Genomic DNA, 13,625 nt, shown 5'->3' with positions numbered 1-13,625 from the left:
GACGCGGTGTGCGAGGAAATCGGCGCGCCCCATTGGGCATCGTGCACTCACCCAGTCGAGCCTTTGCGCCGATGGTCGCCGGCTGGGCTGCGCGAACACTCGCTTTGTCCGCCGCCGCCTCGAACTGTTGTCGCAGGCTTGTCTCGGGGGGAAGACATCCGCACCCTTGGCGCATGGCGGCTGATTTCATCATGTGCAGTTGGATGCAACCCCGGCGGCTTCTGCTCGGCTCACACGGCCAAATACCGCCGCCAGCGAAAGCGCCGGTCGGCCTGGCGCGCGCGTCCTGCGAAGCGGAGCCAACCGCTCCGGTACGAAGATACTTACACCTCTTCAGGAATGCGCGCGATGACCTTGATCTCGAAATCGAAACCGGCAAGCCAGTTCACACCGATTGCGGTCCAGTTGGGATAGGGCGGACTGCTGAAGATCTGGTTCTTGACGGCCATGATGGTCTCGAACTGGTTTTCGGGATCTGTATGAAACGTGGTCACATCGACGATATCGTCGAAGGTGCAGCCTGCCGCTTTCAGCGTTGCCCTAAGGTTGTCGAAGGCTAGTTGGACCTGACGCCCGAAATCAGGTTCTGGAGTCCCATCGGAGCGGCTGCCCACCTGCCCGGAGACGAAGAGGAGGTCGCCGGAGCGAATCGCGGCTGAATAGCCGTGCGCTTCGTAGAGTGCATGTCTGTTGGCGGGAAAAATAGCGTCGCGCTGTGTCATCTTTTGATCTCTCTTTATCGTTGCTGGGCGGCACTCGACGAGCGAAACGCTGCTCGAGGAGCTTCACACGCCGTCGCATCGTTGATATACGCTACGTATGTCAAGTATCAGACATACGTAGCGTATGTCAACATATATACGCCGCGTATCTGAAAGCAGGGGTTACGATGATGGCAAATCGACGCGTCGAGATGATGGAGGAGACCCGCGCAAAGCTGGTTGCGGCCGCGCGAAAGGCCTTTGCCGAAAAGGGCTACGCTGCCGCCTCAATGGACGAGTTGACCGCGGACGTCGGCCTGACGCGGGGGGCGCTTTACCACAACTTCGGCGACAAGCGTGGCCTTATGGCTGCCGTGGTCAACCAGATCGACGCTGAAATGGCGTCGCGAGCGCAGGAGATCGGTGCCCGAGCTGAAGACGACTGGGAAGGGCTGCTGGCGGAGGGCACGGCTTATATCGAAATGGCGCTCGATCCCGAAGTGCAGCGTGTCGTTCTGCTCGACGGACCAGCGGTCCTCGGAGATCCATCGCATTGGCCTAGTCAGAACAGTTGCCTGCAGGCTACAAAGCAGACGGTGGAGCGGTTGATCGTACTGGGAATTTTGAAGCCAGTGGACGCAGAGGCGGCCGCCCGGCTTCTGAATGGCGCCGCGCTCAATGCTGCGCTCTGGATTGCGGCCAGCGAAGATCCTAAAGATGTCTTCCCGAAAGCCGTCGAGGCCTTCCGCTACCTGGCCACAGGTCTGCTTGCAAAACTGGCGTGATCCGGCCGACGATGGCACGCGCGACGGGATCGTGAGGCTGTTCCGGATGGATGCCGCACGGCAGACCGCCGCTCGACCCCTTGGCGTTTCGCTTTCTCTAGACCCGGGTCCGCACGAACCTCGCCGGCGCAACGGGCGGCAGGGAGCGCGAAAAGTCGTCGTTACGCTTTTCGCTCCAGCGCCACGGCAGTCCCTGCCCCGCCCTGGACGCCGGGCATGGAAGGGCCTCTGTCGGCTCGAAGGTTCCTCCAACGTCAACCTCTTGGAATTTTGGGAGTCCGAAGCCGACTGCCTGCCCAGGACCGACACGCGGGTGGAAATTGGAAACGTCGGGAAGTATTACGCCAGTCACCCAGGGCCGCCGTTCTGACAGCATAGGGCGGCAGAAGCGTTCCGCTTCCCCCCGCTAACCAAAGTTCGACAGGGCATGCCATATGGGCAGTCTTTTCTCAACATCGGGTGCAACCAACATCGGCGCCAGTATGACGTCGCTAGGCCAACCATGACAGCGCGTTCAACGGGTTGCCCGCAAAACCTGCCTTGCCAGGTCGATGAAGGCGCGCAGCTTCGGCTGGGCTTGAGCGCGCCGCGGAAAGTAAAGAAAAAGACCAGGCGTCGTCGGCAGGAACTGCTCAAGCACGCGGATAAGTTGGCCAGCGTGCAATTCAGCTTCTACGGCGATATCGGCGACATAGGCGAGGCCAAGGCCGGCCCGCGCCCATGTGACGAGCAGCGCACCGTCATTGACGATCAGGTCACCCGGCGGATCGACGGAAAAGCTCCGGCCGTCGCGTTCGAATTCCCATCTGTAGAGCGCGCCCGAATTCGGAAAGCGATACCGAATTGCCTCATGGCGCGCCAGGTCCTGTGGTGCATCCGGCCGGCCGCGAGCGGCGAGATAAGCGGGGCTTGCCACCACCGCCCAGGTAATGTCGCGGGTAAGACGCACCGCGATCATATCGCGCTCGACATACTCGCCGATGCGGATGCCGGCATCAAAACTGCGTATGGACAGATCGACTGTCGCATCCTCGACCGCGACCTCGACCGCGACCCTCGGATACGCGCGCCTCAGCGCGGGAATGATGGGCTCCATAACCAGCGGCACCGCCATGCGTGGCACTGTGAGGCGCAACAATCCCGACGGTTCGTGCACTGACGCAACGTCCTCGACAGCGGCGATGATCTCGGCGGCCGCAGGAGCGGTGCGCGCCAGCAGAGCCGCGCCGGCCTCAGTCAGGCCGACGCGCCGTGTCGTTCGGATGAACAAAGGCGTCCCGAGCTTTTCTTCGAGGGACTTCACCGCCTGGCTCACGGCAGCTGGCGACACACCCAGTCGCGCAGCCGCAGCGGTGAAGCTGCCCGCCTGCGCCGCCGCAAGGAAGGCTGAGAGGCCGTAGAATGGATCCGGTCGCAAGCTCATGCGCCGATTATTAACCCAGGCTTTTAAATGCTGAAAGAAGATCGGGATTTTTCCAGGGAATTCCCTCGGTTAACCTCTGCCCATAGACGAGATGGTGGAGGAGACAGAACATGACTGAGGCAATTGCATCCGACACAATGATTCTGCCGCGCCGGGACATTCTCACTGGCATGCTTGTTGCTGGTGTAACGGTTGGCGCGGGGCTCGCCGCTAAACCGGCATCGGCGCAAGCCCCTGGTGTCCTTGAGGGCAAGGTTGCAATCGTTACCGGCGGAACGTCTGGCATCGGCGCGGTAACCGCCGGCGTCCTTGCAAAGGCTGGAGCCAGGGTTGCGTTCAACGGCCGGCGGGAGGCACTCGGGCGCGAAGTGGAAGGGCGGCTTCGGGCCACTGGCGGCGAGGTCGTCTATATCAAATCGGACGTGCGCGACGCCCATCAGGTCGAGCGTTTCGTGGCTGAGGCAGTGGAGCGTTTTGGCCGCCTCGACATTGCCTTCAACAATGCTGGCATCGACCTGCCGCCAGCGCCAATCGCCGACACCGACATTGCCGGCTTCGATGATCAGATCGCGACGAATATGCGCGGCGTCTTCGTCGCAATGAAATACGAGCTGCCGCATCTTGTCCGTTCCGAAGGTGTGATGATCAACATGGCCTCGATCGGCGGCCGGCACGCCTTTCCGAACATCGTTGCCTACGGAGCTTCAAAGGCCGCCGTCATCCACATGACTCGCGCCGCCGCACAGGAGTACGGGCGGCACGTGCGCATTAACGCCATCGCGCCCGGAGCGATCGAGACGCCGATGCTCGAACGGGTGCGGCGCGACTGGAAAGTGACGACCGAACAGCTCGTTAGCCCCTACCCTATGCGGCGCGTCGGCACGCCGGAGGAGGTTGCGTCCCTGGTCGTTTTCCTCGCCAGTGATGCCAGTTCCTATATAAGCGGACACGTTATCGGGATTGACGGCGGCGATCTCGCCTAGATTTTCTGTCGGAGCCCCGTTGGACGTGTCCTCTCCGTATGTAGCAGGGCCGCCTTCATCTCTCGCGAAAATGGCGGCCGCTCTTGCGTGGGGCTGCTTCAATGTCGGGTGCGGGTGAAAAACGCGCAACGTCTCGCAACCTCGGCGGAGAGTGCGGAAGAGGCCGGTGGACGACAAAGGAGGCGCCCCGGCAGCAGTGGCAGGCACCCAGCCCACATTGGCACGGCGTAAACGACTGTGAATCGGTCGGAATGCTTCGTCCTGAGAGCCTCACCGAAAAAGAGTTGAGATCTCCTGCGTCCAAACAAATTCGAAAAAACATTCACCCAAATGGTTGACTAATGTTCGCCGATGGTTATATTCAACCATACGGGTGAATAAATGAACGAAGACGCTCTGTCACATATTCTCAAGGCCGCAGGGGACACCACGCGGCGCAAGATTCTCACGCTCCTCGTTCAGGAGGGCGCCTTGAGGGTGACGACGCTTGCTGCTCATTTTGACATGTCCCTGAACTCCGTTTCCAAGCACATCAAAGTTCTTGAGGAGGCGGGACTGGTCACCCGCCGGACTTTGGGCCGCGAGCATCTCATTGCTGCGGAACTTGAACCCCTGCGGTTGACTGAGGCCTGGTTCACGGAACTGAAGTCCGTCTGGGAACTGCGCCTGCAAGCGCTCGAAGACATGCTAAATGCAAAGGATGAAGGACATGAGTGAACTTGAATTGACTATCAACCGCAAGATCGCCGCGCCGCGCGAGAAGGTCTTCGCCGCATGGCTTTCGGCGGAAACGCTTGCCAAATTTATGCGCACGCCGACAGGCGGCAATGAACCGTCGAGGGTGAGCGCGGATGCCGTCAAGGGCGGTCGGTTCTCGATTGTCATGCTGGCAAACGATCGCGAGATACCGCACGCGGGCACCTATCTGGAAATCGATCCCTATTCGCGCCTGTCCTTTACGTGGGAATCTCCTTATTCCGTTGACGACAGCGTCGTGACGATAGACCTCGCCGCCATTGACGCGAACACGACCGAGATCACCTTGAGGCAGGTCAAGTTCCGAAGCGAGGAGGCGCGTCTCGGCCACATCGGCGGATGGAACGCGATCCTGAACAATTTCGAAGAAGCCATCGCCTGAGGGCTCGTGAAAAATGGCCAGGCCCGCCGGGTTGCTCCGGCGGCTCGCGGCTCCGTCCGCACAACGGTCTCACTATCGTTTGGTTTGGCCGATCCGGCGATGCTCGAACATCGCAGAACCCGGCAGGAGGAAAACTATGTCTTCAATCAGGCAAGCAAATACACATAGGAATGCCCCCAGAGCAATTGCTGCGGCCCTTCAACGGGCAGCCGGTATCGTCAGGCGAGCCACAAGGCCGCTGCTTGCCGTTCCCATCACGCTCGGCATCGGCATCGCTCTGCCCGGCAGGAGCCAAGCATACGACACAACCCTCGACAAGATGACACCCGACCTCGAAATCCGGTACGCTTTAAGCGCGCTTCCACCGGCCTTACGAGGCAAGGCTGCAGTCTATGTTCTCAATCTCGCCAAGGGATACGCGTTGGCCAAACAAGGAAGCAGCGGATTGGCCTGTCTTGTCGAGAGGACGGCGTGGGAACTCGCCGACTTTCGAAACGATATCTACATTCCGCTTTGCTACGATGCGGCCGGCACAAATGCTCACTTTAAGGTCATCTTGGATGTGGCCGAACTCCGCGCTCAAGGGATGTCTCCGACGGCCCTGAAATCCGAAATCGAAAAGCGATATGCCGACAAAACCTACGGCATTCCCGAGGGACCAGGCCTCTCCTATATGGTGTCTCCGATCATGCGCACCGTTGGACCGCCGGACATGGACGTGCATACCATGACCATGCCGCATTTTATGTTCTATGCCCCCAACGTCACGAATGAAGACATCGGCGCCCTGCCCGACCTTGGCAATCCCGCAAGCCTCTTGAACCCGTTCATCGATAGGCAGGGCATTGATCAACAGAGCTACATCATCCAGCTCGTCGGCGAGGCGGAGAAGGTTAAAATCCTTGCCGTCGAAAAGACGCTGCTCAATGAGCTATGCGAGTACCGAGAAGTTTTATGTCTCGCGCATACGAGACACTGAGCCACCTCTTGTGACGTCTGTCGTCATCACCAATCATGGACGCCTTTGCTGGATCCTCGGTGTCTCCACCGTTACCAGCTACCCCTATGGTTTCGAATTTTTTGCCAATTGCCACTCACCTGTCGCATCGGCTTCCACACGCTTGTTGCCCCGGTAGAAGATTGGCAGACCGGTCCTCTTGTCCATCGAAAACCGGCTTGGCGCATATTTTTCGTGCTCACGGCCTTGGACGGCGAGGCTAAGCGCCTCCTTGAATTTACCGGCCTTGCACAGGCTGTTGAAGAGAGTTCGGTCCATCGTTTGCAGCATCCTCTTAGCTTATATGGAATTGACTGCCAGCGTCAGGTGATTGGGTCAACCACGAATGAACGTGGCCATCGGCCCAATCACCAGCAGCTGGGCGGCGGTTCGGCCACTAGGCGGTCAGCTACTGCGTCAGGAGTTCTGATCGTCAATCGGGCCTGGCTGGCGTGACAACTGGCTGTCAAACCGTGTGTTCACATCCCACGACGGCCTCATCGATCATGGGTGCGAGTTCAAGGACGGCCAGCGGCTTGAAATGGCCACAGTGCAGTTTTATATATTTGTTAACCTGAATGTCAGAGTTTGGCTTCGGTGCTTCAAAGGGGCACTTGTTTGATGTGTGGGCATTTATTCACCACCATCCCCCGGGGCCGCTCGTGATTTCAAAATCCCGGAATGCCGCAAGGTGCCGCGTGTCGCTTACGAGCTACATGGGTACGTCCTTGACCTGGAACCATTAGTCGCACCATTGCCCCTTCCGCTCGCGAGGCCGGGATAAAGGCCCCTCCGGCAAAGGTTCACGGGAACCGGTCATCGCCGGCGTTGCCACGAAAACTTCGGGATTGTCGCCGGCCAGATCGACCGGCGGCGCTCAGGTTTCCCATTGCCTCGCTCATATCCATAACCAAGGAGCAAGCCACATTGATGGCTTGAAACACCGCATGAACAATCCGCAATCCCCCAACATCCGTCTGAAAAAAAGACCTGCAAACATCGGCTCTCAAGGATCATCCCATACGGTCCAAAACGCAAAGCAGCGTTATGAGCATTATCTCGCTCTTGCCCGCGAAAAAGCCCTGTCCGGCGATCGGGTCGGAGCCGAAAACTACTACCAGCATGCAGAGCATTATTTCCGCAGCGCCGCAGCCAGCGCGCCATCCGCACAGAAGACAGATCAGTAGTTAATACCGAGCGCTACGCCAACGCCTGGCTCAATAGCGCTTTCCCTTGGGTGAAACTCCGCTTTGCTCCGAACATCCCGCGCAGCGGTGTCGGCCGCATAGCGCGTGACCATTGGAACGGACGCCATGACAACGGTGACTGTGGACGACCCCCGCAATGGCCGAACATCGAGAGCGTGAGCCGAGTACATCGCTTGTCTTGTCAGGCGGCCGCTTGGCCGCTTCTGCAACGCGAAACGAAGGAGGCACCGTACGCACGGGCGGTCGCAAGAGCGTTCACACTGCAAGGAACAAAATCGCGACAATTGGTGTTGCTCTGCGAGATTCAGGCGGCCGGGGAGCGGCCACCACGCTGACGGGTGATATCTCGCTGGATCCCAGAATGGAGGAGGCAATGGCTTCAACACAGTCCGAGATTAGAGCACTTTTAGACAGGCGAGAGGAGGCGTGCCGGGCAAAGGACATTGATCGACTTATGGCGCTCTATTCCCCCAACATTGTTTATTTCGATTGTGTACCTCCTCTCCAAGGCTTCATCGGATCCGATGCAGTCCGGCGAAATTTTCTGCGGTGGTTTGATGAATACGAGGGACCAATCGGCTTGGAAACCCGCGACCTGAATATTGTCATGAGCGAGGATGTCGCGTTTGCATATATGCTTCACTTGGACAAAGGAAACATTCACTTTTCGAAGGCCGGGCTTGAAGAAGCGTGGATCCGTTCGACGGTTTGCTGCCAACGGTCGAGTGACGGATGGTCGATCACACATGAACATATCTCATGGCCCTTTGAATTTAATAGGGAGGGCGGGAATGTGGTCATGAGCCTTGACCCCTGACATCGTCGATCAGGAAGACGTCCTGCAGGATCGATGAAATTATCCTTCCTTGGAATTTGGAAGGTGCAAAGGGCGGCAGCTATCGAGGTTGCCGCGTAAACAAAGACCGGAACGGCTCCCCTGAGCGCAGGCGATTTCCGACATCCGAGTGCTGGCTGACAAGAAGCGCGGCGCAGTTGGGCTGGAGCGAGCGAGCGGCTGGGAAGTCTTGATCCCGTTCAATGCCAACGCACAGAAGGACCGACGACCTGCCGTCTCCCTTCAGATCGCTGAGACCTCCAGGCGCTGCGCCTGTTTGCGCCTTTGGTCTTGGGTCACGATATTCGGTAGCGTATGTTTCCCTGACCAGCTATTCCGCAGCGACAACGTCGAACTGTCTTTGCGCTCCGATCACATCCAAATCGTGCAGCCGAACAGCGGGGCAAACCTTACGTGCGATATCGGTGAGGTGCCGGTGGTGCGTCAGGTAGATCACCTGGCCGTGCTGCGCCATCTCCGCGAATAATTTGAAGGCCTCCTCGGCCCGGAAATCGTCGAAGGTCTCCATGATGTCATCGGCTATGAAGGGAACAGGCCCTCGGTTGCCGACAAACTCGTGATAACCGGCCACGCGCAGCGCCAGGTACAACTGGAAGCGAGCGCCTTTCGACAGCTCGTTGGCGGCTTTGGAGCCGCCGGCCGCCGAGACCGCGATCAGCACTTCGCCGTCCTTGCCCGGCTGCGCCGCCACCCCTTGATAGGCGCCGCGGCTTATCGTCTTGAAGGCTGCCGACGCCCGAGCCATCATGCCGCTTCGATGCCGGTCCCTGTAGATCTTCAAGCCATGCTCCGCGGCGGCGACGCCTGCCCGAAGCTCCATGTAGCGCTTCGCGCTCTCTCCTATCTCGAGCAGCAGGGTCCGACGTTGCTCCTCGATTTCGGCGACCTTTGAATCACCGCCGATCGCATCTAACGCATCCTCGGCGTTGGATCGAGCATGAAACACATCCCGGCACCTGGCATCTTGATCCTCAAGAACCGGCGTCAGTCGTGCGAGCTCGTTTTCCAGCTCCTGCCTGTCGGCCGCGGCCACCAGCTCCTCGATCAGCGAAATAGCAGGCGCACCGGTCGTCTGAAGAAGTTCATGCTCCAGGTCGAGGATCGTATTCGACAGCTCACGTCGCTGCTTCGCAATCTCCATATGGGATTCGACCTCGGCAAGCGTTGTCACGCCGAAATAGTCGAGCATCACCCTCAGCCGTGCATCGAACATCTCTTCAGACAACTGCAGTTGCCGCTCATCTACGCGAAGCGAATCCAGGTCGCCGTAAAGCTTTTCGCGACGCTCTTCATTCAAGCCGGCGTCCCTGACCCGTTCGGCTATCTCCTGCGCGAGGTCGTTCGCGGAGCGATCCGGAACAATCGAAAGCAACCCGCAGATTTCGAGCACTTCCTTTTCGAAATGGGCCTTATCCTTTTCCATCTTCTGGATTCGGTCGATCAGGCCCTCTCTCGCGTCGATCGCCGAGGCGAGATTCTCGAGCGTCGACAGGATTTCCGTGACGGAACCGGTGTTGGGAATGGCCCCGAGCTCGCCAAGCCAGCATCCGCCGCAAACCTCTTCCCACTCGGTTTTCCAGATCCTCGAAGCGCGAGCAGCTCTCTCCGCGGCGTCTTGGCGCTCGACGTATTCCTTTTGAAGCCGGTGTATTTGCTGGGCGCTGCTCACCGCAGCATGGAAAGCATCGAGCGCCTCTTCAGCTTTTGCGACAAGGCTGGCGATTTCGGCATCCTGATGAAATGGCACCCCGACCCGGCTCATCGCCTCCATCAGCGTTCGTTTTGCTCGGCTCACCCGATCTTCAGCATCGCCGAGCTCTTGTTCGACACTTAACAATTCGTCTCTCGACTTGAGCGCCTCCTCGCGCCTGCGCAACCAATCTTCAAGCTCGGATGGATCAAGGCTGAAGGCGACGCCTGGGGCAAATTTCTGGGCCTGCTCCGATATCGCCGACTTTACTTCCTCTATATCCGCGAGCGCCCGCCGCTCACGGTCCCGGCCAGTTTCGATCTCCGAGCGGACCGAAGCTTGCCGTTGAAGAAGCTGGTTGAGCTTGCCAATCTCGGAAAAGTGCGCGAGCCGCTGCGAAGCGAGATGATCGTCCGCTCTCATCGCCGCTTCAAAGGAATCGGCGGTGCCGGCGTCCATCCTTTCCCGGTGCGCCGCCCAAGCCCTCTCCCGGTCGGCGCGGACTAACACGGCATTCGCTTCATCGACCTCTCCCACCTGCCGTCGCACGACTTCAATCTCGGCGTCCAGTCGTTTGGACTCGGCCACGAGCCGTTCCAGCTCACCGTGGGCTGTCCATAGTAGCTCTTCGCCGCGCTTAAACAGGACCTTCCAGTTTTCCAGTCTGCCTGCGGAAGGACATGTCATCGCAGCAAGTCGGTCGGCAGTGTCGCGCCACGGGAGCAGTCGCGCCAGCGCTTCGGAAAGAGCGCTGGCGGACCCGTCGCGCCTTCGTGCGATCGATCGGAGCGCAACGACGTCATCCGACCGCGGTACAGATTTCATCGTCGCCGCGAGGTATTCGAAGGCCTTCACCTTGTCCGGGCTTATAGTCTCGATCTGCGGCGCGCTTGAATGCTCCTCGGCGAGCAGCCGTTCGATCTTGGCGAGTTCATCGGCTGCCGCCGCCGCCCGCGCATCGACGCCCGATTTGGCCCCTATGAGCCCTCGCAATTTCCCGACCGTCGCTGCGTCCAGCACCAACCTAGTCGGCGATGCCTCTCCCGGTTTCCCGAGCCGCAGAAGAATGCTCTCTATAGAAAGCTCAGCGGCCCTTGCGGTAATTTTTGGAATGTCTTTCTGCGCCGTCGTGTAGCGAGCCTTAAGCTCCGCAAGCTCGTCCATTCGCAAGGCCAAACGTAATGCTACGGGATCCGGCGCTATGCCGGCCGCCTCGTCGTCGACCAGAGATTTCGATCTTGAGATGTCCCTCCGCTTGACGAGGTGCTCGATCTCAGCCTTTCTGAGGCCCGGAAGCTCCTGCCTCCAGTTTTCCGGCGGTTCCGGGACTTCTAACAAGGCTGCAAGCCGCTCCCTTGAACTCAGAAGTCTGGCCATCGTAGGCATCGCATGAAGGATGTGCCTGATTTCATCGATGCGCCGCTGCGTTCCCGCCCGTTCGGCGATTACTTCGTCGTAGAGACGGCTTAAGCGATCTCGCTCACCAATCAGACGTTCATGGTCGCTCGCCTGGACGTCGAGCGCCTCGCGTTCCGCCTTGAGCGCAGCGAGCTTTGACTTGAGGTCGGCCAGAAGGCCGCTGCGCGCACGATACTTATAGAACCCATCTGCTTCGGCTCTAATCGATAACAGTTGCCGGCTCAGCTCGGAAAGTCCCGCGCTGGCCGAAAACAGCAGCTCTCCAAGGTCGCCTTTGCTCGCGAGGATGCCCTCGCCTCCGTTTTCGAGCGTCTCATCGTCGAGCGAGAACATCGTCGTGAAGGCGTCCCGGTCGATGCCGCCGAGATCGGCCTTGATCAAGCCCTCGGCCAAAGGCCGATCCTCACCGTCGAGGAGGCTGTTCTGCTGTCGCTTGATACGGACGAATTCACGGTCCTGACCGGCGACCTCGATGCTGGCGCCTATCCTCATCGTCGCATAGGGATGAAGGAAGCCATATCTGCTGGAGCTGCCAATCCCGAATATCAGGTCCAGGATCGCGTCTAGGGTCGTCGACTTCCCCGCCTCGTTGGGGCCGTAGATGATGTGCAGATCCGGCGACGTCGCAGGCCGCCCGCCAAAGTCGATCACGCTATCGGTGAACTTGCCGTACCGGCTGAGGTCGAGACGGTTCAGGCGCATCTATTCTCCCTCGCCGCCCCTGAGGCGCGCAAGCACGTTCGCGGATCCCTCCCGAGTGAAGCTCGACAGAATGCTCTCGAACGCCTCCTCATCGGCACCGAAAGTGTCCCGCAGTTCGGCGGGAAGCTGGCCGCGCAGCTCGTCGGCGACGTTGCGAAGCTCATTACGATAGGCTGGCGAGCCACTGATCTCGCCGTCCATGATGGTCGCGAGCTCTTCCAGTGCTCCAGATTGGACGCCGGCTTGCTCTGGTGCAGAGCACGTGCTCTGCACCTTGTCGATCCACGTCTTCCCGATGATCGAACCACGCGTTTCCATTTCGGTGCGAAGAAGGTCCAGGTCACGGCGGATTCGCCAAGCCAGTTTGCTCCTGCCGGTTATCTGAATGCGGGCAACAAGATGATCGGAAGCCGTATTTGACCGGAGCTCTTCGAGTTTCGAGGCGATGTCGCCGATCAGATCCTTCCAGTCGTCTGCCCTAGAGACGTCGACGACCAGCCGATCGAATTGAGCCACGCTCGTTTGCCGTTCCTCGATCAAGATCGAGCGGTCGTCCCTAACCGTGACAAGGGATACGGATTTCCGGCCGTCCTCGTTGATGTCGCGTCCCTGGGGCATGCCAGGCATGACTATGGTGGACGACGGGTGCTCGATTATCGACCGCTTGTGAATGTGGCCGAGCGCCCAATAGCGGAAACCACTCTGCTGAAGGTCGGCGACGCTGCACGGCGCATAAAGGTCATGCTTTTCAGAACCGCCCAGGCTTGTATGCATCACGCCAATGTTGACCGCGTCGGGAACGGGAAGAGAATAGTGTTTCAGCAAACTTTCGGGAGCGTGTGGCTTGGCGAAACTGAGGCCGTGGATTGCGACCGGGAAGCCGCCTGGAGCGCGGTCGATTGAAACGACTTCCGAGGCCGCGCCGAAAACCTTGACGCTGTCCGGCATTATCAGCTCCGCTGTTATTTTAGACAGGGCGTCGTGATTGCCACGAATGATGAAAGTGCGGATTCCGGCCGTATGCAGGCGTTGGAGCTGTTCGGCCAGGAAGCGGGCGGTCTTCATCGAGGTCTGATCCCGGTCGTAGAGGTCGCCGGCAAGTATGAGAGCGTCAACCTGCTCTTCAAGGCAGAGGTCTATTACTCGGACGAAGGCGCGTCTGGTAGCCAACCCAATAAACTCGGACAGTTCGGGATTCCGCAAGGCAAGCGTCCTCAACGGCGAGTCGAGGTGAATGTCCGCAGTATGCAGGAAGCGATAGGCCAAATCCGAACCTCATCCATTGCGCCCGATTGATAAGGCAATGCCAGGGTTCGCGCCAGAACATATTCGCGTTTTGTTCCATTTTCCACAAGTAAGGCCGAGCGCGTGCTGGATTAAGCTGACGAAACCCTCCTTCGAGATTTCGGGCCTCGACGCGAATGCGGGCGAACAAGATCGCTGTCGAAATCACAGCTCGCGACCGCGCCCACGACAGCACCTCCTGATCTCGAGCCACATTCCGGTCGAACTTCACAGTCCAGAACTCCGGGTTTGATGCAGGAGGGCTGCACCAGCGGCAACCTGAATGGCGATGCCAGAAACATCCGTGGACGAAAATAGCCATCCCCTTGAAGAAAGCACTATATCCGGTCGGCCCGGCAGACGCGCGCCATGAAGCCGATATGTTGAAGGCCCTCACCGAGAATGGGCAGGTCTGATCGAGAAAGACCTCGAAGATGCG

The 13,625-nt window shown here is 59.3% G+C and carries 12 protein-coding genes; 7 read left to right on the top strand and 5 right to left on the bottom strand.

The genetic code is table 11. From position 1 onward, the window contains the following. Positions 1-323: 323 nt before the first annotated feature. A complete protein-coding gene (locus N2599_RS21710; protein WP_027511362.1) occupies positions 324-722 on the bottom strand; it encodes a RidA family protein in 399 nt (132 codons plus the stop codon). 170 nt (positions 723-892) lie between these two features. Here N2599_RS21710 and N2599_RS21705 point away from each other — a divergent pair, with 170 nt between their 5' ends. Next, complete coding sequence (locus N2599_RS21705; protein WP_027511363.1) at positions 893-1,486, top strand: TetR/AcrR family transcriptional regulator; 594 nt, start codon at positions 893-895, stop codon at positions 1,484-1,486. Between the two features lie 514 nt (positions 1,487-2,000). Here the strand turns inward: N2599_RS21705 and N2599_RS21700 are convergent. Next, positions 2,001-2,909 carry a LysR family transcriptional regulator gene (locus tag N2599_RS21700; protein ID WP_037142626.1) on the bottom strand — a complete coding sequence of 303 codons (909 nt, stop codon included), beginning with the start codon at positions 2,907-2,909 and terminating at the stop codon, positions 2,001-2,003. A gap of 110 nt (positions 2,910-3,019) precedes the next feature. Here N2599_RS21700 and N2599_RS21695 point away from each other — a divergent pair, with 110 nt between their 5' ends. From N2599_RS21695 to N2599_RS21680, 4 genes are all read left to right on the top strand, one after another. Beyond that, positions 3,020-3,892: an SDR family NAD(P)-dependent oxidoreductase gene (locus N2599_RS21695; RefSeq protein WP_051336675.1), complete on the top strand. Its 873-nt coding sequence runs from the start codon at positions 3,020-3,022 to the stop codon at positions 3,890-3,892. Positions 3,893-4,273: 381 nt separating this feature from the next. Beyond that, the gene (locus N2599_RS21690; RefSeq protein WP_027511366.1) at positions 4,274-4,609 is read left to right on the top strand and encodes an ArsR/SmtB family transcription factor; all 336 of its coding nucleotides are present in this window, start codon (positions 4,274-4,276) and stop codon (positions 4,607-4,609) included. Continuing rightward, positions 4,602-5,030, top strand: coding sequence for an SRPBCC family protein (locus tag N2599_RS21685; protein ID WP_027511367.1), 429 nt, complete (start codon positions 4,602-4,604; stop codon positions 5,028-5,030). Before N2599_RS21690 ends, N2599_RS21685 begins: the two co-directional genes overlap by 8 nt. Before the next feature lie 136 nt (positions 5,031-5,166). Beyond that, positions 5,167-6,009 (top strand): hypothetical protein, encoded by an 843-nt coding sequence (locus N2599_RS21680; protein ID WP_027511368.1) that lies wholly within the window; start codon positions 5,167-5,169, stop codon positions 6,007-6,009. An 84-nt stretch (positions 6,010-6,093) separates the two neighbouring features. Here the strand turns inward: N2599_RS21680 and N2599_RS21675 are convergent, their stop codons facing one another. Further along, positions 6,094-6,306 carry a hypothetical protein gene (locus tag N2599_RS21675; RefSeq protein WP_027511369.1) on the bottom strand — a complete coding sequence of 71 codons (213 nt, stop codon included), beginning with the start codon at positions 6,304-6,306 and terminating at the stop codon, positions 6,094-6,096. A gap of 668 nt (positions 6,307-6,974) precedes the next feature. On the opposite strand from N2599_RS21675, the gene N2599_RS21670 reads away from it, so the two are divergent. After that, the gene (locus N2599_RS21670) at positions 6,975-7,214 is read left to right on the top strand and encodes a DUF4167 domain-containing protein (protein WP_051336676.1); all 240 of its coding nucleotides are present in this window, start codon (positions 6,975-6,977) and stop codon (positions 7,212-7,214) included. 157 nt (positions 7,215-7,371) lie between these two features. Continuing rightward, the gene (locus N2599_RS21665; RefSeq protein ID WP_244914699.1) at positions 7,372-8,052 is read left to right on the top strand and encodes a YybH family protein; all 681 of its coding nucleotides are present in this window, start codon (positions 7,372-7,374) and stop codon (positions 8,050-8,052) included. Positions 8,053-8,401: 349 nt separating this feature from the next. Here N2599_RS21665 and N2599_RS21660 read toward each other — a convergent pair whose 3' ends face one another. Both N2599_RS21660 and N2599_RS21655 read right to left on the bottom strand, forming a co-directional pair. Next, positions 8,402-11,902: an AAA family ATPase gene (locus N2599_RS21660; RefSeq protein WP_027511371.1), complete on the bottom strand. Its 3,501-nt coding sequence runs from the start codon at positions 11,900-11,902 to the stop codon at positions 8,402-8,404. Then, complete coding sequence (locus N2599_RS21655) at positions 11,903-13,168, bottom strand: metallophosphoesterase family protein (protein ID WP_027511372.1); 1,266 nt, start codon at positions 13,166-13,168, stop codon at positions 11,903-11,905. Positions 13,169-13,625 lie beyond the last annotated feature (457 nt).

It is taken from the genome of Rhizobium sullae (assembly GCF_025200715.1).
In the GTDB taxonomy this organism is placed as follows: Bacteria; Pseudomonadota; Alphaproteobacteria; order Rhizobiales; family Rhizobiaceae; genus Rhizobium; species Rhizobium sullae.
This window is presented reverse-complemented; position numbering and strand designations above follow the sequence as displayed.